This window comes from Patulibacter ginsengiterrae, from assembly GCF_056269115.1.
This window is the reverse complement of record NZ_JBWDOG010000013.1, coordinates 11,909-38,705: the sequence shown is the minus strand read 5'-3', so window position 1 is coordinate 38,705 and position 26,797 is coordinate 11,909. Positions and strand designations below refer to the sequence as shown.

General features: G+C 72.8%; 22 protein-coding genes. 12 read left to right on the top strand and 10 right to left on the bottom strand.

Translation table 11 applies throughout. From position 1 onward, the window contains the following. Positions 1–32 precede the first annotated feature (32 nt). Complete coding sequence (locus ACVUH9_RS16200) at positions 33–1,736, bottom strand: DUF6909 family protein (protein WP_475758728.1); 1,704 nt, start codon at positions 1,734–1,736, stop codon at positions 33–35. Positions 1,737–1,839: 103 nt separating this feature from the next. Between ACVUH9_RS16200 and ACVUH9_RS16195 the strand changes: the two genes are divergently transcribed. The 3 genes from ACVUH9_RS16195 (at position 1,840) to ACVUH9_RS16185 (ending at position 4,832) form a co-directional block, all read left to right on the top strand. Continuing rightward, positions 1,840–2,748 (top strand): ABC transporter ATP-binding protein, encoded by a 909-nt coding sequence (locus ACVUH9_RS16195; protein WP_475758726.1) that lies wholly within the window; start codon positions 1,840–1,842, stop codon positions 2,746–2,748. 228 nt (positions 2,749–2,976) lie between these two features. Beyond that, positions 2,977–4,218, top strand: coding sequence for an MFS transporter (locus ACVUH9_RS16190; RefSeq protein ID WP_475758724.1), 1,242 nt, complete (start codon positions 2,977–2,979; stop codon positions 4,216–4,218). A gap of 20 nt (positions 4,219–4,238) precedes the next feature. Next, the gene (locus ACVUH9_RS16185) at positions 4,239–4,832 is read left to right on the top strand and encodes a TetR-type transcription factor C-terminal domain-containing protein (protein WP_475758722.1); all 594 of its coding nucleotides are present in this window, start codon (positions 4,239–4,241) and stop codon (positions 4,830–4,832) included. 132 nt (positions 4,833–4,964) lie between these two features. Here the strand turns inward: ACVUH9_RS16185 and ACVUH9_RS16180 are convergent, their stop codons facing one another. Then, the gene (locus ACVUH9_RS16180; protein WP_475758720.1) at positions 4,965–9,233 is read right to left on the bottom strand and encodes a putative Ig domain-containing protein; all 4,269 of its coding nucleotides are present in this window, start codon (positions 9,231–9,233) and stop codon (positions 4,965–4,967) included. A 516-nt stretch (positions 9,234–9,749) separates the two neighbouring features. Further along, positions 9,750–10,739, bottom strand: coding sequence for an Fpg/Nei family DNA glycosylase (locus ACVUH9_RS16175; protein WP_475758718.1), 990 nt, complete (start codon positions 10,737–10,739; stop codon positions 9,750–9,752). 64 nt (positions 10,740–10,803) lie between these two features. Here ACVUH9_RS16175 and ACVUH9_RS16170 point away from each other — a divergent pair, with 64 nt between their 5' ends. Beyond that, on the top strand, positions 10,804–11,376 hold the full coding sequence (locus ACVUH9_RS16170) for a GNAT family N-acetyltransferase (RefSeq protein WP_475758717.1): 573 nt from the start codon (positions 10,804–10,806) through the stop codon (positions 11,374–11,376). An 80-nt stretch (positions 11,377–11,456) separates the two neighbouring features. Next, the gene (locus ACVUH9_RS16165; protein WP_475758715.1) at positions 11,457–11,834 is read left to right on the top strand and encodes a hypothetical protein; all 378 of its coding nucleotides are present in this window, start codon (positions 11,457–11,459) and stop codon (positions 11,832–11,834) included. Positions 11,835–11,872: 38 nt separating this feature from the next. Here the strand turns inward: ACVUH9_RS16165 and ACVUH9_RS16160 are convergent, their stop codons facing one another. Beyond that, entirely contained in the window at positions 11,873–14,086 is a 2,214-nt protein-coding gene (locus ACVUH9_RS16160; RefSeq protein WP_475758713.1) for an NADP-dependent isocitrate dehydrogenase, read from the bottom strand. A 440-nt stretch (positions 14,087–14,526) separates the two neighbouring features. Here ACVUH9_RS16160 and ACVUH9_RS16155 point away from each other — a divergent pair, with 440 nt between their 5' ends. Next, entirely contained in the window at positions 14,527–14,892 is a 366-nt protein-coding gene (locus ACVUH9_RS16155) for a DUF4180 domain-containing protein (protein WP_475758712.1), read from the top strand. 76 nt (positions 14,893–14,968) lie between these two features. Here ACVUH9_RS16155 and ACVUH9_RS16150 read toward each other — a convergent pair whose 3' ends face one another. Continuing rightward, positions 14,969–15,904 (bottom strand): HpcH/HpaI aldolase/citrate lyase family protein, encoded by a 936-nt coding sequence (locus tag ACVUH9_RS16150; protein WP_475758710.1) that lies wholly within the window; start codon positions 15,902–15,904, stop codon positions 14,969–14,971. Between the two features lie 107 nt (positions 15,905–16,011). Further along, positions 16,012–17,268, bottom strand: a complete 1,257-nt coding sequence (locus ACVUH9_RS16145) for a hypothetical protein (RefSeq protein ID WP_475758708.1) — start codon at positions 17,266–17,268, stop codon at positions 16,012–16,014. A gap of 224 nt (positions 17,269–17,492) precedes the next feature. Here ACVUH9_RS16145 and ACVUH9_RS16140 point away from each other — a divergent pair, with 224 nt between their 5' ends. Genes ACVUH9_RS16140 through ACVUH9_RS16130 form a run of 3 tightly spaced genes read left to right on the top strand, consistent with a single transcriptional unit; the run spans position 17,493 to position 20,053 of the window. After that, complete coding sequence (locus tag ACVUH9_RS16140; RefSeq protein WP_475758706.1) at positions 17,493–17,900, top strand: cupin domain-containing protein; 408 nt, start codon at positions 17,493–17,495, stop codon at positions 17,898–17,900. Positions 17,901–17,954: 54 nt separating this feature from the next. Continuing rightward, positions 17,955–18,923 carry an ArsA-related P-loop ATPase gene (locus ACVUH9_RS16135; RefSeq protein ID WP_475758704.1) on the top strand — a complete coding sequence of 323 codons (969 nt, stop codon included), beginning with the start codon at positions 17,955–17,957 and terminating at the stop codon, positions 18,921–18,923. Continuing rightward, positions 18,920–20,053: an ArsA family ATPase gene (locus ACVUH9_RS16130; RefSeq protein WP_475758702.1), complete on the top strand. Its 1,134-nt coding sequence runs from the start codon at positions 18,920–18,922 to the stop codon at positions 20,051–20,053. Before ACVUH9_RS16135 ends, ACVUH9_RS16130 begins: the two co-directional genes overlap by 4 nt. 24 nt (positions 20,054–20,077) lie before the next feature. On the opposite strand, the gene ACVUH9_RS16125 is transcribed toward ACVUH9_RS16130, so the two are convergent. From ACVUH9_RS16125 to ACVUH9_RS16115, 3 genes are read right to left on the bottom strand one after another with little or no spacing between them, the layout of a single operon-like run. Then, positions 20,078–20,848, bottom strand: a complete 771-nt coding sequence (locus tag ACVUH9_RS16125) for a hypothetical protein (RefSeq protein WP_475758701.1) — start codon at positions 20,846–20,848, stop codon at positions 20,078–20,080. After that, positions 20,845–21,645 (bottom strand): hypothetical protein, encoded by an 801-nt coding sequence (locus ACVUH9_RS16120; protein ID WP_475758699.1) that lies wholly within the window; start codon positions 21,643–21,645, stop codon positions 20,845–20,847. The genes ACVUH9_RS16125 and ACVUH9_RS16120 overlap by 4 nt, the downstream gene beginning before the upstream one ends. Before the next feature lie 44 nt (positions 21,646–21,689). Further along, positions 21,690–22,742, bottom strand: a complete 1,053-nt coding sequence (locus tag ACVUH9_RS16115; protein ID WP_475758697.1) for an HpcH/HpaI aldolase/citrate lyase family protein — start codon at positions 22,740–22,742, stop codon at positions 21,690–21,692. A gap of 193 nt (positions 22,743–22,935) precedes the next feature. Between ACVUH9_RS16115 and ACVUH9_RS16110 the strand changes: the two genes are divergently transcribed. Genes ACVUH9_RS16110 through ACVUH9_RS16100 form a run of 3 tightly spaced genes read left to right on the top strand, consistent with a single transcriptional unit; the run spans position 22,936 to position 25,431 of the window. Next, complete coding sequence (locus ACVUH9_RS16110) at positions 22,936–23,559, top strand: RNA polymerase sigma factor (RefSeq protein WP_475758695.1); 624 nt, start codon at positions 22,936–22,938, stop codon at positions 23,557–23,559. Further along, on the top strand, positions 23,552–24,883 hold the full coding sequence (locus ACVUH9_RS16105; protein WP_475758693.1) for a hypothetical protein: 1,332 nt from the start codon (positions 23,552–23,554) through the stop codon (positions 24,881–24,883). The genes ACVUH9_RS16110 and ACVUH9_RS16105 overlap by 8 nt, the downstream gene beginning before the upstream one ends. Positions 24,884–24,942: 59 nt before the next feature. Continuing rightward, positions 24,943–25,431, top strand: a complete 489-nt coding sequence (locus ACVUH9_RS16100; RefSeq protein ID WP_475758692.1) for an OsmC family protein — start codon at positions 24,943–24,945, stop codon at positions 25,429–25,431. Between the two features lie 16 nt (positions 25,432–25,447). On the opposite strand, the gene ACVUH9_RS16095 is transcribed toward ACVUH9_RS16100, so the two are convergent. Beyond that, positions 25,448–26,755, bottom strand: a complete 1,308-nt coding sequence (locus ACVUH9_RS16095) for an Nramp family divalent metal transporter (RefSeq protein ID WP_475758690.1) — start codon at positions 26,753–26,755, stop codon at positions 25,448–25,450. Between the last annotated feature and the right edge of the window lie 42 nt (positions 26,756–26,797).

The following is a 26,797-nucleotide window of genomic DNA, read 5'->3' as shown; positions in this document are numbered from 1 at the left end:
TCGCAAGAGACCCCTGGCCCAGGGCGCGCCGGTCAGGCCCCCGGGAGCGCCCCCTCCAACCGCAGGATCCGCCGCATGATCGCGAGCGATCCCGCGTACGTCGAGTCCATCCCGAAGAAGCTCAGGCCGCGGGCGCCGAGGGTGCGGGCCTGCGTGTAGGGCGTGTCCGAGGCGTAGTGGATGACCCCGAAGTCGAGCGGCAGCCGGGTCAGGCTGACCGCCTCGCCGACCGGATGGCGATCGGCGTCGGCCAGCTCGTGGACCGCGGCGCAGAACGGTCCGGCCTCCATCTCGACGACCGTGTACGCCTCGCGGTAGTAGAAGTCGAGGTGGTCGCGGTTCTGGAGGAAGGTCGAGCGGACGGTGACCGCCTTCTGGTTGTCCAGTCCGGTCCCGTAGCGGAGGTCGCGCTGGAGGTCCTCGACGGTGAAGGCGTTGTCGAGCCAGTAGGTCGTGCGGGTGTGCTCGTCGTGGACGACGCCGGAGATCAGCACGTCGCCGACGTCGGCGTTGAGCGTCGCGGCCTTGCCGAGCACGTAGACGCCCTTGAGGCGGGTCACGTCGACGGCGACCTCGCGGAGGATGTTGTAGGCCGAGCTGCCCAGCGGATAGTCGATGTTGATCACGACCGCGTTGCTGGAGCGGAGCGCGTCGGCGTCGACCTGGCCGAGCCGGGGGTCGAGGTTGGCCGGGTCGATCCGGTCCAGCGCCATCACCTGCGCCGGCACCCGCAGCGCCCCGGTCGGGGTGAGGTCGAGGACGCCGGCCCGGCGGTCGGCGACGATCCGCTCGTCGGGGTGCCGCTCGTAGACGCCGCGGGCCGCGAAGTAGAGGAGGTTCTCGATCGAGCCGTCGCTGCGGCCGTCGCGGATCCGGTTCAACTCGAGCCGCAGGTCCTCCGGGCCGTGGCGCTCGACCGACTGCAGCAGCGTGTCGGCGTTCTGGCGGGCGACGCCGGTGACCAGGTTGGCCAGCGCGTGGGTGTTGGACGAGACGAAGTAGATCGGCCGCTCGTGGAGTGCCTCGTTGACCAGCGCGTTGTGGACCGGTCGCCACCAGTCGCGGGTCAGGCGCCCGTAGCCGACGTAGTTCATCCCCAGCGAGCGCAGGCGCAGGTCGCAGCGGCGCTGCGGCATCCCGTGCAGGCGGGCGGTGAAGCGCTCGCCCCACGACTCGCGGAGCCGGTTCCAGTCGTCCTCGGTTCCGCCGACGACCGCCGCCAGCTGGGCGGGATCGGTCGGGGCGGTGGTCTGGCCGGAGCCGCGCAGGCGGGCGCGGATCTTGTTCCACTCGATCTGGAAGGCGACCAGCGTCGGCACCAGGTCGTCGACGTCGGAGGTGCTGGCGACGAGCACGGCGAGCACGTCGTCGCCGACCCGCCACAGCCGCCGGCGGGCGGGGGACTCGGCCTCGGGCCAGTCGGCCAGGTCGATCCCGGCGTCGGCGAACTGCGCGTACTCCTGGCCGAGCACGATCAGGCGCGCTTCGGCGACCTCGTCGGGCAGGCGTCGGACGGCGTAGAGGAAGGCGCCGAGGTCGAGCTCGTCGCTGGCGGCGAGCGGGTGGAGGCTGGAGCCCATCGCGACATGCGACGGCTCGAGCACCCGCAGGCGCGTCTCGCCGGTCGAGCGCAGGAGCGTGGTGTAGGTGCGGTGGTAGAGGCCGACCTCGTCGGACAGGCCCGACATCCGGTCCGTGCCGGTGGTGGGGGAGGAGGTCGACGCGCGCTCCGACATGGTCCGAGTCTGACGGGTTCGGTGGCGTTCGCGGTGAACGGATCGCGACCGGTGAGGAGGAGCGTCCGTGCTCGCCGCAGACGCCTGATACCGTCGCGTAACAATGCGAGATGCCGATGCACGGGTCGAGGTCGCCGGGTGGGGTCGATTGGGCGTCGAGGGGGGACCGACGGCGATCGGGATGGACGGCGTCGGCGTCCGGCGGCACGGCCGCGACGGCCGGCCGCTGCTGCTGCTCGACGGGGTCGACTGGACCGTCCGTGCGGGCGAGCACTGGGCGGTGCTCGGGCCGAACGGTGCCGGCAAGAGCACGTTGCTGCAGCTGGCGGGCGGCGAGCTCCAGCCGACCGTCGGGCGGGTCGAGGTCCTCGGCGGCCGCGTTGGCGGGACCGACCTGCGGGTCCTGCGGGAGCGGATCGGGCACGTCGACGCGGCGACCGCGCGGGCGCTCAAGCCCGGACTGAGTGGTCACGAGGTGGTCCTGACCGGGGTCTTCGGCAGCATCGCGCTCCAGCGCCGGCGGCTGGTCGCGGCGCACGACCAGCGGGTCCTCGGCGAGCTGCGGCTGGTCGGGGCGGAGGAGCTGGCCGGACGTCGCTACGGCGACTGCTCGCAGGGAGAGCGGCAGCGGCTGCTGCTGGCGCGGGCGCTGGTCGCCGAAGGAGCCGCGGTCGGCTCCTGCGGCGGGCCGACCGGGCCGGAGCTGCTGCTGCTCGACGAGCCGGCGACCGGCCTCGATCTGCCCTCGCGCGAGCGGCTGGTCCGGGCCCTGATCGCCAGCGCCCGCGAGCGGCCCGGGCTGCCGACGGTCACGGTCACCCATCACCTCGAGGAGATCCCGCCGACGACGACCCACGCGCTGCTGCTGCGCGAGGGGCGCGTGGTCGCCTGCGGGCCGGTCGATGCGGTCCTCGCGGCGGAGCCGTTGAGCGCCTGCTTCGGGCTCCCGATCGTGGTCGACCGGGTCGGCGGCCGCTGGGCGGCGCGGGTCGCGGACGAGGCGCACGGCTGAGGCGGCGCCGCGGCGCGGGTCGTGCGCCCGCCGGCGTCCGCTGGGGTTGATCGCCGCGCCAGGTCGGACCTGGGGCGGCGCCACGACGTGGTCGGTGCCGGTGCTCCGTCGTCTGGTCCGGCCCAGATTACGCAGATGTCTGAGGACTTGTAGGGTGTCGGTTCGTTGCGGTGCCTCCGCCCGGAGCTCCGCGACTAGTCATCAGACATCTGAAGAATAGGGACCAACGTGCAGCGCAGGCCAGACTTCTGGCTCCTGACCGGGAGCCACGCCGTCAACGACTTCTACCAGGGGTCGGTCCCGGCGATCCTCCCGTTCCTCGTCGCCGAGCGCGGGTACAGCTACGCGGCGGCGACCGGCATCACCGTCGCCGCGACGGCGCTCTCGAGCGTGGTCCAGCCCGGCTTCGGGCACCTGGCCGACCGCTTCCGGCTGGGGTGGATGATCGCCGTCGGGATGCTGGTCGCCGGGATCGGGATCGGGCTCTCCGGGGTCGGTCAGGCCTACGTCCTGACCTGGCTGTCGATCGCGCTGGCCGGGATCGGGATCGCCGCCTACCATCCGCCCGCGGCGCAGGCCGCGCGCGCGGTCGGCCGCGGCTCGTCGCGGGTGCTCGGGATCTTCCAGGTCGGCGGGACGATCGGCGGGGCGACGGCGCCGCTGGTCGTCGCGGCGGTGCTCGGGGCGACGGGCGTCTCCGGCACCTGGCTGCTGGCCATCCCGGCGGTCGCGATGTTCGCGCTCTACAGCTACGCGATGCCGCGGCTGCGGCCGGCCGTGGCGGCGGGCGCAGGGGTGGCGGCGGCGTCGGCGGGACCGGCGGCCGCGACCCGCCCCGACGACTGGCGCGCCTTCCGCTGGCTGATCGCGGTGGTCGTCTGCTGGTCGATCGCCTACGTCGGCACGACCTCGTTCGTGGCGCTCTCGCTGATCCACCACTTCGACGTCTCGAAGGGGACCGCCTCGCTGGCCCTGACCACCTTCATCGCCGCGGGTGCCGTCGGAACCTACGGCGGCGGGCTGCTGGCCGACCGCTGGGGACGCGTGCGGACGGTCCGCGCGGGCTACGCGCTGGCGTTGCCGGCGGCCGCGGTCGTCGTCATCGCCCCGGGCCTGGTCGCGAGCTTCGCCGCGATCGCGGTGCTGGGGATGGCGATCTTCACGCCGTTCGCGGCCCAGATCACCCTCGGCCAGGACTACCTGCCCAACCGGATCGCGACCGCCAGCGGGGTCACGCTCGGCCTCTCGGGCTCGGTCGGCGGGCTGCTGGCGCCGGCCTTCGGGGCGCTCGCGGACGCGCGCGGCCTGACCGTGACGATGGCGGTGCTGCTCTCGTTCGTCGGGCTCGCGCTGGTCTTCGCCCTGCGCCTGCGGGACCGGACGCCGGTCGAGCACCGCCCGGCCGACGTGCTGGTCGAGGCGACCGATCCGGCGGGGAGCGACGTCGGGGCGTCTGTGACGCGGCGGTAACGGCGTGCTACGGTCCGCACGTGGAGCGGGCGTCTAGCGGAGTCCTCGAGGTCGAGCGGGTCCGGCGGATCCGCGACCAGGTCGGCGATCGCGACTGGCGCGACGTGACGGTCCACGAGCTGGCCGAGGCGGCGGGCCTGTCGCGGATGACGCTCCACCGGCGCGGGATCGGCAAGCCGGAGATCCTCGCCCAGCTCGGCGCCCTGCTCGAGGAGGAGCACCGAGCGGCGCTGCTGCCGGCGCTGGTCGCGACGGGGGACGCGCGCACGCGACTCGAGCTGGCGCTGGCCGCCCTCTGCGACGTCAACGAGCGTTACCTCGGCACGATCGAGGCGCTCGACGCCGCCGCCCCGCACGTCTTCCACGAGGACGGCGACGGTGCGGTCCTGACCCGCGCGACCTTCACCGACGGGGTCCGCCGGATCCTCGAGGACGGGGCCACCGACGGCACGCTGCGGGTCGACGACCCGGTCCGCACGGCGACGCTGCTCTTCAACGCTGTCGGCTGGACCTACCGCCACATGCGCAGCGGCCACCGCTGGCCGGCGGAGCAGGCCCGGAACGAGGTCGTCGACCTGCTGCTGCACGGGGTGGTCGTGCCGGCCGCGGATTGAAGCTTCCCGCGGGCCCGCTGGCCGGTTGACCGAGCCGGGCCACAGCGGGCAGCGACGGGGCCCGGCGGGAGCGGCAGAGGTCCTGCGCTCCGCGAGCGAAGACCCTCTGCCGACCGTACCCGCGGTGCCTGGTCAGCGCGCGGGCACGGTGAGCGTCGCTCGCCCGCCGCCCCCGCTGAGGTGGTAGATCGCGGCCTGCCCCTCGACCGCCGGGAGGGTCGCCGCGATCTGGCGCTTGCCGTTGGTCTTGACCGTCGCGACCGTCGTGCGTCCGGCCTGGCAGGCGATCTCGCGCTGGATCCGGACGGCGGTGCCCGGCTTGCTCGCCGGGAGCGTCGCGGTGATCCGGACCTGGCCGTTCTGCTCGATCTTCTGGGAGCGCAGGACGACGCCGCGGTCGGGCTCGCGTGCGGCCGTCTTGACGCCGTTGGCGAGCTGGACGAGGTAGCGGCTCTTCGCCGCCTTCCGTCCGCTCGGGGCCGCGATCGTGAGCTGGTAGCTGCCGCCTGCGCTGACGCTGGCCGATCCCGCCGGTCGGGCCTTGGCCCCGGGGCGGTCCTGCACGCTGACGGTCAGCTTCTGGCCGGCGAAGGCGGGGTCGGCGAGGCCGGCGACGAGGAGCCGTTCACGTCGGCCGCTGCCGGTCCGGGTGAGCGTGGTCAGGGTGAGCTTGCCGGTCATGCACGTCGTCGGGGATGGCTCGGGCTGCGGGCCGGGGACGGACGGCGGGGTGGGATTCGACGGTGGGGTGGGAACCGTCGGCGGGGTGGGGGCGGTCGGCGGGTCCGGAACCAACGGCGGATCGGGGACGGGGTCCGGGCGGTGCGTGTAGCTCACCGGCTGCGAACAGCCCGAGACGTTTCCGACCTGGTCGGTGGCGGTGGCGGAATAGCGGTTCGAGCTGTTGGCGGACACGGTCTCGGCGAGCCCGAGCTCGGCCAGCTTGCTCGCCGTCAGCGTCGCCAGCGGCCGACCGGCGCAGCTCTCGTTGGCGTAGACGCGGACCGTCGACTCGCCTTCGGCTTCGCCGAGGATCCGGATCTCGAGCGCCGTGCCCGGTGAGGTTCGGTTGATCCACAGCGTCGGGGCCGGCGGCGGGGTGTGGTCGTTGCGGTACGCCAGCCCGGTGGTGGTGCAGAGCGAGACGTTGCCGGCCTCGTCGGTCGCGGTGGCGGAGAACGTGGTGGTTCTGTCGGCCGTGACCGTGACGATCAGGCCGGAGTCGGCGAAGGCGTCGGCGGCGCCGGTCGTCAAGGGCGCGCCGGAGCAGTTGGCGTTGCCGTAGATCTGGACCGTGGCTCCGGGCTCCGCCGACCCGACCACGCGCGGCGTGAGGCTCTGCGCCGGCGGTGCGGGGTCGGTACGGAGCAGGATGGGTGTGTCGGGCGCGGTGCGGTCGTTGCGGTACGCGAGCGCGCCGGAGCACGCCGAGACGTTCCCGACCTGGTCGGTCGCGGTCGCGTAGAGACGGGTGGTCTTCTCCGAACCGACGGTGACCTGGAGACCGGGGCTCGCGAGATCGCCGGCGCTGCCGGTCGCCAGCGGCGTGCCGGTGCAGCTGGCGTCGTCGTAGACCCGCACGGTCGAGCCCGGCTCGGCGGCCCCGAGGATCCTGGGCGTCAGGCTCTGCGCGGGCGACGCCGGGCTGGTGCCCGTCAGGGCCGGAGCATCCGGTGCCGTGCGGTCGTTGCGGTACGAGAGTCCGGTCGAGCAGGCCGAGACATTGCCGGCGTCATCGGTCGCGGTCGCGTAGAGCGTCGTCGTGGCGTCAGCGGCAACGGTGACCGCCAGCCCTGGGCTGGCGAACTGCGTAGCGCTTCCGGTCGCCGCCGGTGCTCCCGTGCAGGTGTCGGTGGTGTAAATGCGTACCTGCGGGTAGTACTCGGTCTGCCCGGTGATGCGGACCGTCAGCGCGGTGCCCGGCGAGGCCGGATCGAGCCGGCCGAGGACCGGTACCGCGGGTGGGGTGCGGTCGTTGACGTACGTGACGCCCGCCGAGCACGTCGACACGTTGCCGGCCTTGTCGGTGGCGGTCGCGCTGAACGTCGTGTTCGAATCGGCCACGACCGTGACCTGCAGGCCGGGGGCGGCCAGCGCGGAGGCTGCCCCGGTCACCACGGGGATCCCGGTGCAGTTGCCGCCGGTGTAGATCCGGACCGTCGAGTCGGCCTCGGCCTTGCCGGTCAGCATCGGGGACAGCTCGCGGGACGGCGAGGCCGGGCGGTTCAGGGTCGGGGCAAGGGGCGGGCTCTGGTCGCTGACGTACGTCAGTCCCTTGGAGCAGTCGGAGACGTTGCCGACCGCGTCGGTCGCCGTCGCGAAGAAGGTCGTGGTGCGGTTGCTGAGGCCGAAGCTGATCCACAGACCGGGCGAGGCGAAGGTCGCCGCGGAGCCCATGGCCTCGCTGCGGGTGCAACTGCTGTTGCTGTAGATCTGGACCGTCGTGCCGGGCTCGGCCGTGCCGATCAGCCTCGGCGTCTGTACGCGGGAGGGCGAGGTGGGGTCGCTGGCGGTCAGGGTCGGTGTCGCCGGCGGAGTGATGTCCACCGTGAAGGAGAACGCCTGGGTCGCGTCGGGCGCGAAGTAGGCGTTGGAAGCCGTGACCGTACCGGAGAAGGCTCCCTCCTCGGTCGGTGTGCCGGAGAGCTCCCCCGTGGCGGCGTCCAGGGTGAGGCCCGGCGGAAGCTGGCCGTCGGTGACCCGGTACGTCGTCGACCCGTTCCCGTACGAGTCCGACCTCGGGGTGGCCTGGAACCTGTGTGTGTAGGGGCCCTGCGGCACCGCGGCCGCCGGCGGGGCGCTGATGAACCGCGGAGCCCCGCCCAGTTGCCCGTAGAGGTCGTTGCCCCAGCAGAGCGTGGCCCCATCGGTCTTGATCCCGCAGACGTGATCGACACCGACGCTGATGGCGGTGAAGTGCTCGTCGGTGGGCGGGGTGATCGTGCCGCCGAAGTCGTCGCCCCAGCAGACGGCGGTGCCGTCGGCCCGGATCCCGCAGCTGGTCCGGCGGCCGGCGCTGATGGCGCTGAAGCGTTCGATCGGCGGGGCGTTCGTCTGTCCGTAGGTGTTGTCGCCCCAGCAGACGGCGGTGCCGTCGGTGCGGATTCCGCAGTTGTGGAGCTGGCCGGACGACGTGATGGCGGTGAGCTCGAGGCCGGGCGGGACCGTCATCGGCTTTCCGTAGCTGTCGTCGCCCCAGCAGACGGCGGTGCCGTCGGTCTTGAGTCCGCAACTGCCGTACAAACCGACGCTGACCGCCGTGAAGGTCACGCCCGGCGGGACGTTCGTCTGCCCGTAGTAGCTGGCGCCCCAGCAGGTGGCGGTGCCGTCGGTCCGGATCCCGCAGCTGGACTGCGCACCGACGCTGAGGGCGGTGAAGCGCTCGCCCGGCGGGGCGTTCGTCTGTCCGTAGGTGTTGTCGCCCCAGCAGGTGGCGGTGCCGTCGGTGCGGATTCCGCAGCTGTGGTCGTTGCCGGCACTGACGACGGTGAATTGCGTGTCCGCCGGGACCGCCGCCTGGCCGGCATAGTTGTACCCCCAGCAAACAGCGGTTCCGTTGGTCTTCAGCCCACAGCTGTGGACCTCGCCGACTTCGATCTGGCCGTAGCCGAACTGGCCCGGCGGCGCGATCGTGCGTTCGTCGGCGCTGCTGCCCCAGCAGCTGACGGTGCCGTTGGTCTTGATCCCGCATCCGTGGGAAGCACCGGCGGTGATCGCCGTGAACGTGATGCCCGGCGGGACCTCCGTCTGTCCGTCGGCGTCGGTGCCCCAGCAGCTGGCGTTGCCGTCGGTCTTGATCCCGCACGTGTGCGCAGCGCCGGCGGTGATCGCGGTGAAGTGCTCGCCCGACGGGGCGTTCGTCTGTCCGTAGGCGTTGTCGCCCCAGCAGCTGGCGGTGCCGTCGGTCTTGATCCCGCACGTGTGCGCAGCGCCGGCGGTGATCGCGGTGAAGCGTGCACCCGCCGGGACGGCCGAGCGTCCGTTGCCGGACGCACCCCAGCAGCTGGCGGTGCCGTCGGTCTTGATTCCGCACGTGTGCGCAGCGCCGGCGGTGATCGCGGTGAAGCGCTCGCCTTGCGGGGCCGCCGCCTGCCCGTCGGTGTTGTCGCCCCAGCAGGTGGCGGTGTTGTCGGTCCGGATCCCGCAGCTGTGCTTGGCGCCGGCGGTGATGGCAGTGAAGCGCTCGCCCGGTGGGACGCTCGTCCGTCCGTCGGCGGTGTTGCCCCAGCAGGTGGCGGTGCCGTTGGTCTCGATCCCGCAGCTGTGGGAGGTACCGGCGGTGATCGCGGTGAACGTGACGCCCGGCGGGACGTTCGTCTGTCCGTCGGTGTTGTCGCCCCAGCAGGTAGCGGTGCCGTCGGTTCGGATCCCGCAACCGTGTTTCCCACCGGCGGCGATCATTGGAGAACCACCTATGCGGATCGCGCCGTCGCTCAGCGACGGCAGTCCGGCTGCGGAAGCGAGCGCTCCGCCGGCACCTCCGAAGCCCAATCCAAGGACCAGCAATGCGAGGACGGCGAGCCGACGCCACCGAGCGACTGCTGTGGCCAGGTGCGCTGAACGGTGAGGAGTTGGTCGGCCCGGCGGGGCGTAACTGAATCGCATCGAAGCAGACCGTAGTGACCTCGAGATGGCGTACAGCCGTTCGGTGGGCTGTGGTGGGCCAGTTCGGACCAATGTTTGACGGTTCGTGGTCCTGTTCTCGCGTCAGGTGGGGTGCTGCGTTGGACACGCAGGAGCCGAATCGATGGGGAAGAGGTGGTGCCAGCGGGAGCAAGGCCGTCGGGAGGTAGACCACCCGCATCGCTCTCCACGAGCTTTGCCACCTGGACGGTGGTCGACCTCGAAGCGAACGAGGGCGCGCCCACCGCTGGTACTGGGCCCCGCTCCCGGAGCGGAGCTGCGTCGAGTCGACCGCTAGTCGTCCTCGCCCGGCGGCCACTGCTGCTCGAACGAGCACCACCAGGTCGTCCGGCCGCCGACGGTGCCGCGGACCATCTCGGCGCCGCAGCGGGGGCAGTGCTCGTCCTTGCGACGGTGGTCGATCACGTCGCCGGTGTGGACGCCGCCGTTGACCATCGCCGCCTTCGTGCAGGCGATCAGGACCTCGTGGAGCTGCTCCAGCTCGGCCCGGTCGAGGTCGCCCGCCGGACGCAGCGGCGGCTGCTCGGCCTGCCAGAGGACCTCGTCGCAGAGCAGGTTGCCGACTCCGGCGATCGTCGACTGGTCCATCAGCCGGGCCTTCAGCGGCGCGCTGCCGCGCCCGACCCGCTCGACGAACGCGTCGACGTCGACGGTCAGCGCGTCCGGACCGAGGTGCGAGAGGTCGGGATCGAGGCGAACCCGCGAGAGTCGGCGCTTGTCGAACAGCAGCAGCCGACCGCCGTCGTCGAGGTCGAGGGCCAGTCGCGTCCACGAGCCGTCGCCGGGCAGGGTCCGCGCGCCGCTCCGGGCCGGCATCGACCAGGCGGTCCGCTCAGCGACGGTCAGCGGCTCGCCGGCGGCGTCGGGCAGCCCGTGCGCGGCGGCGACGGCCGTATCGAGGCGGGTGACGCGGCGGGTGACGGCGTCCGCCAGCTCGGTGCCGGAGACGTCGGAGGCGCCGCCGGGGGAGAGCGCCGTCGTCTCGTGGTCGGGGCCAACGCCCTCCGGGGCCAGGCCGACCAGCCGTCCGGCCATTCCCAGGTGGAGGCCGAGCCGGTGGCCGTCGTCCAGCTCCAGCCACATCGACTTGCCGACCCGGTGAGCTGCCTCGACGCGGTGACCGACGATCGCCTGGGCGATCTCGCCCGGCTCGTGCGGGCGGCAGACCCACTCGTCGGTGTCGTCGACCGCGACGATCGTGCGGCCGACGGTCCAGCGCTCGGCGAGCGCGCGGGCGGCTTCGACTTCGGGCAGCTCGGGCACCCGCCAGAGGGTACGGAAGCGATCCGGCGGGAGAGGCCTGCTCGGGCTGCGATGATCGCCTTCGATGGCCACGCCGAGCTTTCCGATCGAGACCGAGCGTCTCCAGCTGCGCCTGTTCACCGCCGACGACCTCGAAGCGCTGCACGGGCTCTACGGCGACCCCGACGCCGTCCGCTATGTGCCGCGGGAGACCCGCTCGCTCGACGAGGCAGCGGAGCTGCTGGAGCGCCGACGCCGCGAGACCCTGCTCGTCGACGAGGACGACGCGTTCGCGCTCGCGGTGGTGCTCCGGGAGACCGGCGAGCTGATCGGGGAGATGTCGCTGTACTGGCACGACCGCGACACCCGGACCGGCGAGATCGGCTTCATCTTCCACCGCGACCACCAGCGTCGGGGTTACGCGCGCGAGGCGGGAGCGGCGACGCTCGAGCTGGGCTTCGCGACGGTCGGGCTGCGCCGGATCGTCGGTAGCACCGATGCGCGCAACGGTGCCTCGGCCGGCTTGATGGAGCGATTGGGCATGCGCCGCGAGGCGCATCTGGTCGAGAACAAGCGCCTCAAGGGCGAATGGTCGGACGAGGTCGTCTACGCCCTGCTGGCCCGGGAGTGGCCGACGGACGCCGCGAACCGTGGCTGACCGGAGCCGTCTGCGGAACCCGCTCGGCAACGGGCGCTGCGCCGCAGGCACCGGCCGAGGACCGGCGGTAGAGTTCGTCCATGTCGAACCCTGACTCCCGCACCGCGGTCGAAACCGCCCTGAAGCAGCTGCTGGAGCACGTGCCGGCCCTCAAGCCGCTGAAGATCATCGCCGCAGCGGAAGTCCACGGCGGGCGCGACACCCAGCTGATCCGGATCCAGATGCCGGGGCCGAAGGTCACCAAGGCGATCACGCCCGACGCCCGGGTCACGGTCGACATCCGCCGCGACCTGCTCAACGAGCTGATCGAGCTCGACGACCTGCAGGCCTGGGTCCGCGCCTGGGACCACGGCAAGTTCCGGGCCTCCGGAGTCGAGGAGTACCTGAAGCTGATCGGCCAGGTCATCTCCAAGACGGCGGCCAAGCAGAAGGCGCTGGCCGCGCAGAAGAACGGCTGAGGAACCGCCGCGCCCCGGTCGGGCGCGGCGGCGTCCTCCTACAGCGCGTCGATCGCGGCGTTGAACGTCGCGCTCGGGCGCATCGCCTGGTCGGCGAGCTTGCGGTCGACGAAGTAGTAGCCGCCGAGGTCGACCGGGGCACCCTGGACCATGGCCAGCTCGGCGACGATCGCCTGCTCGTCGGCGGCCAGCCGCTCGGCCAGCGCGGCGAACGCGGCGGCCAGCTCGGCGTCGTCGGTCTGGGCGGCCAGCGCCTGGGCCCAGTAGAGCGCCAGGTAGAAGTGGCTGCCGCGGTTGTCCAGCTCGCCGGCCTTGCGCGACGGCGACTTGCCCGTCTCCAGCAGCTTGCCGGTCGCCTCGTCGAGGGTCCGACCGAGGATCCCCGCGCGCGGGTTGTCGGTCTTCGTGGACAGGAACTCGAGCGAGACCGCCAGCGCCAGGAACTCGCCGAGCGAGTCCCAGCGGAGGTGGTTCTCCTTCTCGAACTGCTGGACGTGCTTCGGGGCCGAGCCGCCGGCACCGGTCTCGAAGAGGCCGCCGCCCTGCATCAGCGGGACGATCGAGAGCATCTTGGCGCTCGTGCCCAGCTCGAGGATCGGGAACAGGTCGGTCAGGTAGTCGCGCAGGACGTTGCCCGTGACGGAGATCGTGTCCTCGCCGCGCTTGGCCCGCTCGAGCGTGAAGCGGGTCGCGTCGGCGACGTTCTTGATCTCGATCTGGAGCCCGTCGGTGTCGTGCTCCAGCAGGTACGCCTTGACCTTCTTGAGGACCTCGGCGTCGTGGGCGCGGGTCTCGTCGAGCCAGAAGACGGCCGGGGCGCCGGTCGCGCGAGCCCGCTCGACGGCCAGGCGGACCCAGTCGGCGATCGGGGCGTCCTTGGCCTGGCAGGCACGCCAGATGTCCCCGGCCTCGACCGCGTGCTCGAGCAGCGTCGCGCCCGACGAGTCGACGACCCGGACGGATCCGGCCGCGGCGATCTCGAAGGTCTTGTCGTGCGAACCGTACTCCTCGGCCTTCTGCGCCATCAGGCCGACGTTGGGGGTCGTGCCCATCGTCGCCGGGTCGAAGGCGCCGTGCTCGCGGCAGAAGTCGATCGTCTCGGCGTAGAGCGGCGCGTAGCTCGAGTCCGGGATCACGTACTTCGTGTCCTGGAGCTCGCCGGCGGCGTTCCACATCTGGCCGGACGAGCGGATCGCCGCCGGCATCGAGGCGTCGACGATCACGTCGCTGGGGACGTGGAGGTTGGTGATCCCGCGGTCGGAGTCGACCATCGCGACCGACGGTGCGCTCTCGTAGGTCGCCGTGATCGCGGCCTCGATCTCGGCGCGCTTGTCGGCCGGCAGCTTCTCCAGCGCGGTCAGCACCGAGGCCAGGCCGTCGTTGGGGTCGGCGCCGACCTCGGCCAGCGTCTCGCCGTGCTCGGCGAAGACGGCGGCGAAGAACTGGCGGACGGCGTGGCCGAAGATGATCGGGTCGGAGACCTTCATCATCGTCGCCTTCAGGTGCAGCGAGAACAGCACGCCCTGCGCCTTGGCGTCGGCGATCTGCTCGGCCAGGAACGCGTCGAGCGCGCTCCGGCGCATCACGGTGGCGTCGACGATCTCGCCGGCCAGGACCGGGGTCGAGGCCTTCAGCACGGTCACGCTGCCGTCGGCGGCGACGTGCTCGATCCGCAGGTCGTCGGCCGCGGCGAGGGTCGTCGACTGCTCGGAGGAGCGGAAGTCGCCGCCGGACATCGTCGCCACGTGCGACTTGGAGTCCGAAGACCAGGCGCCCATCGAGTGCGGGTGCTTCTGGGCGAAGCGCTTGACCGACGCAGGCGCGCGGCGGTCGGAGTTGCCCTCGCGCAGGACCGGGTTGACGGCGCTGCCCTTGACCGCGTCGTAGGCAGCGCGGGCGGCGCGCTGCTCGTCGTCCTGCGGGCTCTCCGGGTAGTCCGGGATCCCGAAGCCTGCCGCCTGCAGCTCGGCGATGACGGCCTTCAGCTGGGGGACCGAGGCGCTGACGTTCGGCAGCTTGATGATGTTCGCGGCCGGCGTCTTGGCCAACGCACCGAGCTCGGCGAGCGCGTCGGGGACCCGCTGGGCGTCGGTCAGACGGTCCGGGAAGTGGGCCAGGATCCGCCCGGCCAACGAGATGTCGCGGGTCTCGACGGCGACGCCGGCCGCGCCGGCGAACGCCTTGACGATCGGCAGCAGCGAGTGGGTCGCCAGTGCCGGCGCCTCGTCGGTGTAGGTGTAGATGAGCTTCATGGTGTGCTGTCGGCCTGCTTCGCTCGTGGTCGCCGGTACGGCGGGCTCCGGACGCGCGCGGGTGCGGCGTGGTCGGGACGGGAAGGGCGGTGGGCCCGTCCGTCGTCCGACACGCTATCTCGAACCCGACTCCGGTCGCGGTGTCACGGGTGGTGCGGGTGGTGAGGCGGTCCAACGGCGGCTGGCTCGCACGCGATCCCGGGCCTCGGTCACGGCTGCTTTCGACGGTCGCCCGGCGACCACGGGGGCGTCGCGTCTCTCTCTCGAGACGATCGTTCTTCACGACGGTGCTCTCGCCGTCGCTCTGGTTGCGAGGGCACCGAAAGCGGTGCGTATGTCCCCAGAACGGTGCGCTCGCGCCGGCCGCCCCCGTGAGCGCTACGAAACTGGGCGCGCCTCACGTTGGCGACGTCGTGGAACCGCTCATCTAGGCTCGTCGGATGCGCATCGACGACCGTCACGGCTTCCGGGTCCAGTACCTCGAGAGCGACGGGGCTCCGGTCTCTGCCAACGCCGAGACGACCGACCTGATCGGCAACGCCTGCTACGGCGAGGTCGAGATGCTGGCGATCCCGGTCGCGCGGCTCGACCCGGAGTTCCTCCGGCTGCGCTCGGGCGTCGCGGGGGAGGTGCTCGGGAAGGCGGCGACCTACCGGATCCGGATCGCGATCGTCGGCGCGATCGAGCAGCAGATCGCGGATAGCGACGCCCTCCGCGACTTCGTTGGCGAGTCGAACCGCGGCAGCCAGGTCTGGTTCGTCCCCGACGAGGAGGCGCTCGACGCGCGGCTCGCGGAACCGCGGTAGCGGCGGGGCGGGGCGCGCCGGCAGTGGGCGGGAGCGCGACGACCGGCCGGCCTCCGCGCTTCCGCCCGGGAACGGCTCAGTAGCCGGCGGCGCGGCCCTGGCCGGCGACCCGCTCGGCCATCTTGCGGTTGGCCTCGTCGACCATCTCGCCCTCGAAGATCGCGGCACCGGCGCCGGACTCGGTCGCCTCGCGGTAGGCGGCCAGCATCGCCTCGGCCTTCTCCCACTGCTCGCGCGTGGGGGTGAAGATCTCGTTGATCACGTCGATCTGGGCGGGGTGGATCGTCCACTTGCCGTCGAGGCCGAGCGCGCGGACGAGCTTCGTGCGCTCGCGCAGGCCGTCCTCGTCCTTGAACGCCGCGTAGGGGCCGTCGATCGCCTGGATGCCGGCCGCGCGGGCGGCGACGACGAGCCGCGAGTAGAGGTAGTTGAGGTGGTCGCCGGGGTAGCCCTCGGGGGTGCCGCCGATCTGGGTGATCGGGATCCCGATCGCGGCGGAGTAGTCGCCCGGCCCGAAGATCAGCGTCTCCATCCGCTGGGAGGCGACGGCGATCTGCTCGACGTTGACGAGGCCCTTGGCGTCCTCGATCTGGGCCTCGATCCCGATTCGGCCGACCTCGTAGCCCTTGGCCAGCTCGATCTGGGTCAGCAGCTTGTCGGTCAGCTCGATGTCGCCCGGGGTCTGGACCTTCGGCAGCATCACCGCGTGGATCTTGTCCCCGGCCTGCTCGACGACGTCGATCAGGTCGCGGTAGTAGAACGGCGTGTCGGTCCCGTTGACGCGGAAGACGACGGTCTTCTCGGCGGGGAACTCGAGCGTCTTGAGCGCCTCGATGATGCGGGCGCGGGCCGCCTCCTTCTCGCTCTGGGCGACGGAGTCCTCGAGGTCGAGGAAGACCTGGTCGGCGGCCAGGGTCGGCGCCTTGGCGAGGAACTTCTCGCTCGAGCCGGGGACCGAGTGGCATGTACGCCGCGGCCGCAGGGGACGGGCGGATCCGGAGAGTGCGCTCATGTCGCGGAATCCTTCCAGTTCGCGCCGCGAGGCGACCGCCGGTCGGCCGCTGGGCGGTGGCGGGCGGGACGGGCCGTCTCTGGAGGCCGCGAGATTCGCGGCCGGTCCTAGGGCGCGTTCGCCTCGCCGGCCCGTCCGACCCGGCGGCCATCGACCGTCGCGCGCCAGTAGCGAGCGGCGGGGTCGCCGCCGCGCAGGTAGACGTTCCAGGTGGTCCGGTCGTCGGGGAAGACCGGATTGCGGGGCGAGAGGATCACGTAGTCGGCCCGCTTGGTGGCGTTCCTCCCGGTCCGCCGGCTGATCCGGGCCAGCGCTCGTTCCGGGCCCGCGGGGTCGATCGCGGCGAACGCCAGGCCGCCCTTCTGCGGCGTCTCGCTGCGGGAGTCGAGTTGCACCCCGAACGCGGCGTCGACGGTGTAGTGCCGCTGCCGGTAGCCGCGTCGGACGGTGACCGAGGCGTGGTTGGGCCAGACGTCGACACCCAGCACCCGCGCGTCGGCCCAGGTCGCGGCACGGGCCGCCGAGAGCGCCCGCCGCAGGTTCTCCCGGCGCAGCAGCGACGAGCGGTTGGTGCCGGCGGGCTTGGTGGCCGGTCCGCGGTGACCCGGCGCGGGGGCGGGGGCACCATCGGACGTGCGCACGACGTGGCGTCCGTGGGCGTCTCCCTCCCACCGCTCCTGCGCGGACGGGACCCCGTCGAGATAGGCGGCCCAGGTGACCGGGTCGCCGTCGCCCTCGCCGCCGTCGAGCAGCAGGAACTGGACCGTCGGCGCCCGGCCGAGCCCGCGGTGGACGGCGGCCAGCAGCCGTTGCGGGGCCGCGTCGTCGAGCTGGGCGATCGTGAGGCCGCGGTGGACGGCGTCGCCGGGCTGCTCGCGGTTCTCGGCGAGGCCCTCGGCGTCGATCGTCATCCGGCGTCCCGGTCGGTCGGGGCCGTTGGTGGTGATGACGTCGAGCTCGTCGTCGCGGAGGTAGAGCGAGACGATCCGCTCGCCCGGCTGCAGCTCGCTCCGCAGCTGTCCGAGCGCGCGCCGGGCGCCGGCCGGTGAGAGCAGCGAGGCCTCGCGCTCGTCCTCGCCGCCGTTGGGCGCTCCGGCGTCGGCCGTGCCGACCGCGGAGGTCGAGCCCGCGCGGTCGCTGCCGGAGACGAAGGTGTTGGCCAGGAGCACCCCGAGCACGAGCATCACGACGATCCCGAGGATCGGGGCGCCCCACCCGCGCTTCAGGCGGGGTGGTCCGCCGGTCGGGGACGAGCCGGGTCCTGGGCCGGCACCCGTCGGGGACGGGCCGGGGCTCGGATCGGCGGCGGGCGGGGAAACCGGCGGCACGATCGGGCGGCCGAAGGGATCGCGGGCGGGGCTCATCGTCGCCAGGCAGCCTGGCAGGGTCGGGGTCGATCCGCCAGGCCGCGGGTGCCGGGGCCTCCGCCACCGGGAGCGGCGGATCGTCGACGGGGTGGGCGTTTCGCGACCGCCGTCGGCCGGCGCCGCGGAGCGCCGTTCGTAGCAAATTCGGGCCGACGAGCGGGGCCTGCGCGCGCCACGGACCGGGAAGAACGAGGGGCGCCGTCCGTGCGACGATGGGGGTCATGCCGAACGTCACCAAGGTGCATCTCGTCAACGACATCAAGGACCTGGCCGCCACGGCCGGGTTCGGTGACCAGCTCGAGACCCGTTTTGCCCGTGCCGCCCTCGGCAGCAAGGAGAGCGCGCTCGGCTTCCAGCGGATCAAGCCCGGCCAGCGCCAGCCCTTCGGCCACAAGCAGAAGGAGCAGGAGGAGATCCACGTCGTGATCGCCGGCAGCGGCCGCGTGAAGGTCGACCACGACTTCATCGAGCTCGAGACGCTCGACGCGCTGCGGATCGCCCCCGAGGTCATCCGCCAGTTCGAGGCCGGCCCCGACGGCATGGACCTGCTGATCTTCGGCTCCCCGGCCGGCGACCCGACCAAGGTCGGCGGCGGCGACAGCGTCACCTACACCAAGTTCTGGGCCTGATCTCCGTCCGGCCGGCGCGCTCCCTCTGCCGGAGCGCCCCGTAGGCTGGACATGATGTCGCTCCTGGATCGCCGCCTGCTCCTCGTGACGGGCAAGGGAGGGACCGGGAAGACGACGGTCGCCGCCGCCCTCGCGCTTCACGCCGCCGCCTCCGGACAGCGCACGTTGCTGGCGGAGATCGGCGGCGAGCGGCTCTCGACCCTGTTCGGGCGGCCACCGGTCGGCCACCGCGAGACCCCGATCCGGCCGCGGCTGTCGCTGCTCTCGATCGACCCGATCCAGGCCGCCCACGACTTCCTGCGCGCGCAGGTCGGCGGCCCGGTCCACCGGGTGATGTTCCAGAACCGGCTGTTCAACCTGACCCTCGCCGCCGCTCCCGGCCTGCGCGAGGTCTGCACGATGGACAGGATGTGGGACCTGGCCCGCGAGGACCGCGGTCGCAAGCACGCCGACTACGACCTGGTCGTGGTCGACGTCGCGGCGACCGGGCACGCGACGGCGATGCTGCGCTCGCCGACGACCTACGGCGACCTGGCCCGCGGCGGGCCGATCCGCAAGCGCGCCGACGAGATCTCCGCGCACATGGAGGACCGCTCGCGGACCGCGGTGGTGCTCTGCGCGCTGCCCGAGGAGACGCCGGTCAACGAGACGCTGGAGACGGCCGGCAAGCTGGCGGAGCTGGACGTCGGCCTCGGGCTCGTGGTCCTCAACCAGCGCCGGACGACCGGGCTCGACGAGGCGGGAGCAGCAGCCGTCGCCGCGCTCGCCGGAGCGGTGGCGGTGCCGGCCGGGGCGGGTGGGTCGTCGTCGCCGGGCGCCCCGGACGACGGGCTCGCCGCGCGGGTGGCGCGGGCGGTCGTCGTCGAGGACCGGCGGGCGCGTCAGGAGGACGGGCAGGAGCAGCGGCTGCGGGCCGGGCTCGACCCCGGGGTGCCCCTGGTGACGCTGCCGCGGGCCGATCGGGAGCTCGACGTGAGCGCGATCGAGGCGCTCGGCACGACGCTCGGGGAGGCGGTCCGGTGAGCGCCGCTCGCATCGCCTCGACGCTCGACCTGTCCACGACGACCAGCGACGCCCGCGTGGTCGTGCTCGCCGGCGGGGGCGGCGTCGGCAAGACCACGACCGCGGCCGGGATCGGCCTCGGCCTCGCCCGTCAGGGCCGCCGGGTCTGCGTGCTCACGATCGATCCCGCCCGCCGGCTGGCCGACGCGCTCGGCCTCGAGGGCGGCGCCGACGAGCCGGTGCGGGTGCCCCTGCCCGACGATGGGGACGGTGCCGGCGAGCTGTGGGTGGTGATGCTCGACGCCAAGTCGACCTGGGACGGGCTGATCCGGCGCTACTCCGAGACGCCCGAGGCCGCCGAGCGGATCCTCGCCAACCGCGTCTACCGCGAGTTCTCGAGCGTCGTGGCCGGGACCCAGGAGTACATGGCGGTCGAGAAGCTCCAGGAGCTGCTGGCCACCGAGCGCTGGGACGTGGTCCTGCTCGACACGCCGCCGACCCGCAACGCGCTCGACTTCCTCGACGCGCCCCAGCGGCTGCACTCGTTCCTCGATTCGCGGGCGCTCCAACTGCTGCTGCGGCCGGCGGCCGGCGGACTCGGCCTGCTCGGGCGCGGGGCGAACGTCTTCACCGGGCTGCTCAAGCGGGTCACGGGCATGGACCTGCTCTCCGACCTGACCGAGTTCTTCACCGCGCTCGGCGGGATGTCGGCCGGCTTCAGCCAGCGGGCGAAGGCGGTCGGGCTGCTGCTGGCCGAGCGCCGGACCGTCTTCCTGCTCGTCGCCTCGCCGCGACCGGACTCGCTCGACGAGGCCACCGCCTTCCGCCGGACCCTGGAGGGCCGCGACATCCACTACGGCGGACTGGTCGTCAACCGGATGCCGCAGGCGGACGCCGACGCGGATCCCGAGACGGTCCGCGAGGCGCTCCGCGACGCGCTCGAGGACCCGGCGGTCGCCGACGCGGCGGCGGCGATCTACGAACGCGTCCGCCACGAGGCCGAGCGCGACGAGCAGCTGGTCGCGGCACACCTCGCGGCCGGCGTGGCGGGGGAGGAGCCGGTGCTGTTGGTGCCCCAGCTGGCCGGGGACGTGCACGACGTCACCGGCCTGTCGGAGCTCACCGGGCACCTGTTCCCGGCCGCGGACTGACAGCGCCTGGATGAGCCCGCGGGCTCAGGCCTTGCCGGTCGTCCCGCCCGAGCGCGCGTCCCGCAGCGCCTGGAGCGCGTTCAGCAGGTCGTCGTCGTCGAGCGTGCCGCGACGGTGGAGGTCGATCAGGTGCGTGACCCGCGCCCGCTCGTTCGGATCGGTCGACCGCTTCGCACCGTCGGTGGCGAGCTGGCCGTTGGCGAGGCCGTGGGCCAGCAGGTCGTGGAGGTCGCCGATCGCGGGCGAGCCGGAGATCTTGACGCTGCCGCTGACGGAGGCACGAGGGGCGTTGGCGGTCGGCTTGGCGGCCCGCGCCGCGGCCTCCCGCCTCTCGGCCTCGGCGACCGCCGTCGGCAGCCGTTCGCCGTGGGCGGGAACGCTCAGCCGCAGCGCCGGCCAGAGCAGCAGCAGCGCCAGCACCCCGAGGATGCCGGTGCCGACCCAGTACCCGGCGGTGCTGTCGGTGACCGGGTCGGCGACGAATCCGGCGACGTAGCAGCCGGCCGCGGCGCCGCCGAAGCAGAGCGTGAGCGCGATCAGGATCGCGTTCGGAAGCGCGCGGGTGAGCAGCACGACCCCGATCGGGGCGATCAGGAAGACCGAGCCGACGCCGGCCAGCAGCCCGAAGACGAAGCCCTCGGGGCAGGCGGCGGCGTCGCCCCCGCACTCGGAGGGCCCACGGGAGACCTCGAAGGCGGCGTTGCTGATCAGGCAGGCGGCGGCGACGATCAGGAGCGCGCCGAGCAGCGGCCACAGCGGATTGCGGCGGCGGGCCACGGGGGCGGAGGCGGTCATCGGTCCAGCTTTCCGTCGCGGTTCAGCAGCCAGTTGGCGTCGGCCTGGCGGACGCCGCGGAAGCCGATCGACCAGCGGTACCGGTACCGGACCTTGCCCGTGGTGGTCTGGGGGATCCCGGCCTGCGCCCCGGTCGAGGAGACCGTGGTGGTGCTGCTCGAGACGCTGGTCACGATCAGGGCCAGCGTTGGTTCGCGCGCGTGCGGCTGCAGCGCGGCGTACTTGCGGGCGAGGAAGCGGGTCGCGGGCGCGGGATCGATCGTGCTGAGCACGGAGAGCGGGGCGGCCACGTCGCCGCTCGCGGTCGAGTTGAGGTCGGTCGAGCGGACGCCGCCGGTGGCCCCGATCGAGAGCCAGCGCTGCTGGTCCTGGGCGTCGACGAGCGTCACCAGCACCCGCTCGGGCGTGGCGCTGAGGTTGGTCATCCGCTCGTCCGGGTCGGCCTCGTCCCGGAGCCGCTCCATCGCCTGCCGCAAGGCCACCGTGCGGAGAAGCGAGCGGGGGCCGAGAGGATCCTTGGCCAGCTCGTGCTCGGCGACCCGCTGGTCGTCGTGGGCGCGGTCGACCGCGCGGCTCAGCGTGGAGGCCACCGCGGCCCCGCCGCCGGCGAGCAGGACGAGCGTGGCCAGCAGCCGGAGGGCACCGTGCCCGGATGCTCGGCGATCTGGTCGCTGGTCGCCTGGTCCCGACCGGGTGCTCCTGGCGGCGGCGGGGGCCGTGCGGGCCTCGCTCGCGCGCAGCCGTTCGGTCGGATCGGGCTCGTCGAGGGGCCGACCGAAGGCGTCGTGGGGGGCCATTGCCCGGGAGTCTAATGCTCCCGGGCGACGGTTCCGCTGGCGTCCTAGAACCCGTACGCGGCCTTGAGCTCGTCGTCGTTCTCGGCCAGCTGCTCGGCCAGCTCGACGAGCACCTTGGCCTGCTTCCAGGAGGCGTCGTCCTGCATCTTGCCGTCGATCATGTGGACGCCCTTGCCGTCGGGGATCGCCTCGATGATCTTCTTGGCGAAGGCGATCTCGTCCGGGTCGGGCGAGAAGACCTTCTTGGCGATCGCGATCTGGACCGGGTGCAGCGACCAGGTGCCGACGCAGCCGAGGATGAAGGCGGCGCGGAACTGGGCCTCGCAGGCGACGACGTCCTTGATGTCGCCGAACGGCCCGTAGAACGGGAGGATCCCGTTGGCGACGCAGGCGTCGACCATGCGGGCGACGGTGTAGTGCCACGGGTCCTGCTGAGCGCGGACGCGGCCGGCCTCGAGGTCGTCGGCCGAGGTCGGGTCGCTGATCGAGACGTAGCCCGGGTGACCGCCGCCGACGCGGGTGGTCTTCATCCGGCGCGAGGCGGCGAGGTCGGCCGGCCCGAGCGAGATGCCCTGCATCCGCGGCGAGGCGCCGGCGATCTCCTCGACGTTCGCCATCCCCGAGGCGGTCTCGAGGATCGCGTGGAGCATGATCGGCCGCGTGACGCCGGCCTTGGCCTCCAGCTGCGCGACCAGGCGGTCGACGTAGTGGATGTCCTGCGCGCCTTCGACCTTCGGGATCATGATCACGTCGAGCTGGTTGCCGATCTCGGTCACCAGCGTCGTCAGGTCGTCGAGGACCCAGGGGCTCTCGAGCGAGTTGACGCGCGTCCACAGCGGCGTGCCGCCGAGGTCTGCGGTCTTGCCGACCTCGACCAGGCCGGCGCGGGCCGACTCCTTGCGGTCGATCGGCACCGCGTCCTCGAGGTTGCCCAGGACGATGTCGGCCTTGGCGGCGATGTCCGGCAGCTTCGCCCGCATCTTCTCGTTGCTCGGGTCGAAGAAGTGGATCATCCGCGACGGGGGCACGGGGATCTCGCGTAGCGGCTCCGGCGCTCCGACGGCCAGCGGCTTGAAGAAGTCACGAGGGTTGCGCATGAGGGGCGGATCCTATCCCTGGCTCGCCGTCGTGGCCCCCCGCCCGGGGGGTCGGCCGACGGGGCCCGGGCAGCGGCGGGTGGGAAGTGGCGCGCGCCCGACGGGGCAGCGGCAAGGATCGACGCAACAGAACGCGGGGGCACGCGCCTCTACGTCTTGAGGTGCCTACGTCCCGTCCCGACCAGGAGCTCCAGTGACCACCGACCGCGAGGCGCTCTCCTCGGGCTCGCTGCCCGAGCAGGGGGCGCCGGTGGTCGGTGGACGACCACCTCGCTGCGTACGGACCGTCGCCGCTTCACCAGGAGCGGCGACGGTCCCGTTCGACCTCGATCACGTCGCCCGGCGCGCGCTCGACGTCGGTCGCCGGACTGCTCTCGGCGTGCTGGCCGGGGATCACGCGACCGCTGACGACGTCGCCCAGGAGGTCGCGATCGAGGCGGTCCGCCACGTGCACCGGCTCCGCGACGCGGACGCGCTCGACGCCTGGCTCTACCGCTCGGCGACCCGGGCCGCCCTGCGCGCGGTCCGGCGTGGCCGTCGGCGCCGGTCGGTCGAGGAGGACCACATGGCGCTGAGCGGTCGCGGCGAGCAGGAGCCGACGACGCCGGGCGACGACCTCGATCGGCTGCTGGCCCGGCTCCCGGAGCGTCAACGGGCGGCGCTGACCCTGCGCTACGTCCACGACCTCGACGACGACCGGATCGCCGCGGCGATCGGCTGTCGTCCCGGCAGCGTCCGGGCGCTGCTCTCACGGGGGCGGGCCGCATTGCGCGACCACCTCGACACCCGCACGGTCACAGGAGACCACGATGCGTGACGATGACGACGCCGTGCGCGAGCTGTTCGCGCCGCTGCGTGAGCCGGGGACCGTCGACGACCGCCACGTCCGCGACGTCCGTACCGCGGCGTCGCGCCGGGAGCGCGACCGTCCTCGACGCCGCCGGCCGCTGGTCGCCGGCATCAGCGGGACCGTCGTCGTGGCGGTCAGCGTGATCGCGATCACCGCCTTCGAACGGGGCCACCCGGGGACGTTCGTCGGCGAGGCCGGCGCCCGCGAGCTGCTGTCGGCTGCCGCCGATGCGACCCGCCGCAACCCCGCGCCCGCCGGCTGGCGCTGGTCGCGGACGGTGAGCGTGCAGCGGCTGGCGCTGGAGGGACGACGGTGCAGCAGCTGCTCGGTCGAGCGGGCGGTGCTGGAGACCGAGTGGGTCCGGGACGTCTGGAGCGGTCCGCGGGGCGAGTCGTACCAGGACGGCCGCATGCGGCCGCCGCGGGCGATTGAGAACGAGCCGTTGCTGCGGTCGGCGGGGGTGCTCGCGTCGCTGCGCGGAGACGACAGCGGGCCCGGGACGCACGTCCTGCCGGCCAGCAGCGGCAAGCCCACGATCATCGACGATGCCGGCTTCGGGGTGTCGGGCGTGGTCGCCGACCCGCAGGTCGTCCCGCGGGAGCCGGATGCCCTCGTCCGCTGGGTGAAGGGCCGGCTCGCAGCCCGCCAGCGGGCGTGGGCGGTGCAGGCGGCGGCCGGCCTCGGGAATCGGACCAGCACGCTGTCGCCGGCGACCGAGCGGAGCTGGGCGCTGATCGACCTGGCCACCTCCCCGCAGCTCTCGGGGGAGCAGCAGGCCGCCGCCTTCGAGGCGCTGGCCGAGAGCTCGCGGGTGACGGTCGTCGACCTGCCGCCGGCGTTCGCCGCGGCCAACCGGGTCGCGGTGCGGATCCCCGCGGTGCCGCGGAGCCGGGACGCGGGAGGGATGCCTCCGGGGCTGCTCGCGGACCGGGTGATCGTCTTCGACCGCTCGACCCACCAGGTGATCGCCGAGGAGACCCGTGAGCCCAACCGCGGCCTCGCTCCCCGCCTGTACTTCGGCAGCGGCACGCGCAAACGGAGGCTGCGGGGGATCGGCGGGGGCAGCAACGAGGCGCGCTACATCCCGGCGGTCGACGTCGCCGGGCCCGGTCTCGACGCCAGCGGGACGCGGCTGTTCGACCCGACCCGGGCAGTCGACATCGAACGCGACGGCAACAGCGTGCGCTGGCACGAGCGGCAGGACGCGGAGCGCCGGAAGCGTGCGGACCGAGCGCGGGTTCCCGCGCGCCCTCCGGCGAGCCGCAGCGGGGCGGCGGACCGGACGGAGTGAATATCCGGGAAAATGGATAGGCTTTCGGTAGTTCTATACCCATCCGTCGAGGAGCCCGCATGTCGACCACCAAGAAGCAGATCGTCCCGATCACCGTCGCCGGTGAGGGAACGGGCGTCGCCCAGCAGGTCACCGTCGGTGGGAAGTCGAACCACCACGTCTTCCACACCGACACCTACACCGCGTTCGGCGGGCAGGACGCGCAGCCAAGCCCGCTCTCCTACGTGCTCGGCGCGCTGACCGGCTGCAACCAGATCACGGCCCAGCTGGTCGCCAAGGACCTCGGGATCGAGCTCGGGAGCTTCCGGGCCTCCGCCGTCGGCGACCTCGACCCCTCGGTGCTGGCCGGTGGAGCGGAGGGCAACGCCAACTTCGACCGCGTGATGTTCGAGGTCGAGGTCGAGACCGACGCCGACGCCGAGCAGTTCGCCCGGCTGCAGTCGGAGACCGAGCGCCGCTGCCCGGTCACCCAGCTGTACGTCCGCAGCGGGCTGGAGTACGTGACCAGCTGGACGCGCGTGCCGCTGCCCGCCGGCGCCGAGGCGTAGCCCCCGCCGGCGCCGATCAGCCGAAGACGGTGTCGAAGATCAGGTAGAGGTTCAGGCCGATGATGATCGCCGCGATCACGCTCGCGGCGATCGTCGTGCCGCGCCGGTTGACCATCTCGCCCATCACGGCGCGGTTGCGGGTGACGATGATCAGTGGGACCAGCGCGAACGGGATCCCGAACGACAGCACGACCTGGGAGATGACCAGCGTGTCGGTCGTCGGGAGCCCCAGCGCGAGCACGATCAGGGCCGGGGTCATCGTGACCAGCCGCCGCAGGAACAACGGGATCCGCCAGCCCATGAAGCCCTGCATCACGACCTGGCCGGCGTAGGTGCCGACGCTCGACGACGACATCCCGGAGGCCAGCAGCGCGACGGCGAAGGCCAGCGCTGCGCCGCCCCCGACGTAGGTTCCGAGGCCGGCGTGGGCGGCCTCGATCGAGTCGATGCCGGTGTCGCCGATCCGGTAGAAGAGCGCCGCCGCCATCAGCATCATCGAGAGGTTGATCAGCCCGGCGATCCCGAGCCCGAGCCCGACGTCGATCCGCAGCCACTTGAGCAGCTCCCGACGCTCGCCCGCGTCGCGCGGCTGGATCCGGTTCTGGGTCAGCGCCGAGTGGAGGTAGACGACGTGCGGCATCACCGTCGCGCCGATGATGCCGACCACCAGCAGCAGCGAGTCCGAGCCGGAGAGGCCGGGCACGAGGCCGTTCATGATCCCCGAGGCGGACTGGTGGCCGACCGCGATCAGGTCGTAGACGAAGCCGAAGGCGACCAGTCCGAGCATCGCGGCGATCGCCAGCTCGAACTTGCGGTAGCCGCGCTGCTCGAGGGCGAGCACGCCGAAGGCGACCACCGCGGTGATCAGGCCGGCGACGAACAGCGGCGTCCCGAAGAGCAGGTTGAGGCCGATCGCGGCGCCGACGAACTCGGCCAGGTCGGTGGCGATCGCGACCGCCTCGGCCTGCAGCCAGAGGCCGAAGCGGGTCTTCTTGCCGAACCGGTCGTGGGCCAGCTCGGGCAGGTTGCGGCCGGTTGCGAGGCCGGCCTTGGCCGAGAGGTACTGGACGAGCATCGCCATCGCGCTCGACATCACGACCACCCAGACCAGCAGGTAGCCGAACTTCGAGCCCGACTCGATGTTGGTCGCGAAGTTGCCGGGATCGACGTAGGCGACCGCGGCGACGAACGCCGGCCCGAGCAGGGCCAGCCGACCGCGGAACCTGCCCTTCGCCCGGGCCTCCTCGAGCGGGCTCAGACCGCCTTCGGGAGGGGACGCCGAGGCGGTCGTGGGCGGGGCCGACCCCGTCGATATGGCGTCCATGCACCTAAAGTTATCATTTGCCAAAACCTCAGTCGGCGGGTC

Bases quoted from the DNA above. Each gene is read 5' to 3' on its own strand.
- ACVUH9_RS16200 (WP_475758728.1), bottom strand. From the start codon at position 1,736: ATGTCGGAGCGCGCGTCGACCTCCTCCCCCACCACCGGCACGGACCGG.
- ACVUH9_RS16195 (WP_475758726.1), top strand. From the start codon at position 1,840: ATGCGAGATGCCGATGCACGGGTCGAGGTCGCCGGGTGGGGTCGATTG.
- ACVUH9_RS16180 (WP_475758720.1), bottom strand. From the start codon at position 9,233: ATGATCGCCGCCGGTGGGAAACACGGTTGCGGGATCCGAACCGACGGC.
- ACVUH9_RS16170 (WP_475758717.1), top strand. From the start codon at position 10,804: ATGGCCACGCCGAGCTTTCCGATCGAGACCGAGCGTCTCCAGCTGCGC.
- ACVUH9_RS16165 (WP_475758715.1), top strand. From the start codon at position 11,457: ATGTCGAACCCTGACTCCCGCACCGCGGTCGAAACCGCCCTGAAGCAG.
- ACVUH9_RS16160 (WP_475758713.1), bottom strand. From the start codon at position 14,086: ATGAAGCTCATCTACACCTACACCGACGAGGCGCCGGCACTGGCGACC.
- ACVUH9_RS16155 (WP_475758712.1), top strand. From the start codon at position 14,527: ATGCGCATCGACGACCGTCACGGCTTCCGGGTCCAGTACCTCGAGAGC.
- ACVUH9_RS16150 (WP_475758710.1), bottom strand. From the start codon at position 15,904: ATGAGCGCACTCTCCGGATCCGCCCGTCCCCTGCGGCCGCGGCGTACA.
- ACVUH9_RS16145 (WP_475758708.1), bottom strand. From the start codon at position 17,268: ATGAGCCCCGCCCGCGATCCCTTCGGCCGCCCGATCGTGCCGCCGGTT.
- ACVUH9_RS16140 (WP_475758706.1), top strand. From the start codon at position 17,493: ATGCCGAACGTCACCAAGGTGCATCTCGTCAACGACATCAAGGACCTG.
- ACVUH9_RS16135 (WP_475758704.1), top strand. From the start codon at position 17,955: ATGTCGCTCCTGGATCGCCGCCTGCTCCTCGTGACGGGCAAGGGAGGG.
- ACVUH9_RS16125 (WP_475758701.1), bottom strand. From the start codon at position 20,848: ATGACCGCCTCCGCCCCCGTGGCCCGCCGCCGCAATCCGCTGTGGCCG.
- ACVUH9_RS16120 (WP_475758699.1), bottom strand. From the start codon at position 21,645: ATGGCCCCCCACGACGCCTTCGGTCGGCCCCTCGACGAGCCCGATCCG.
- ACVUH9_RS16115 (WP_475758697.1), bottom strand. From the start codon at position 22,742: ATGCGCAACCCTCGTGACTTCTTCAAGCCGCTGGCCGTCGGAGCGCCG.
- ACVUH9_RS16105 (WP_475758693.1), top strand. From the start codon at position 23,552: ATGCGTGACGATGACGACGCCGTGCGCGAGCTGTTCGCGCCGCTGCGT.
- ACVUH9_RS16100 (WP_475758692.1), top strand. From the start codon at position 24,943: ATGTCGACCACCAAGAAGCAGATCGTCCCGATCACCGTCGCCGGTGAG.
- ACVUH9_RS16095 (WP_475758690.1), bottom strand. From the start codon at position 26,755: ATGGACGCCATATCGACGGGGTCGGCCCCGCCCACGACCGCCTCGGCG.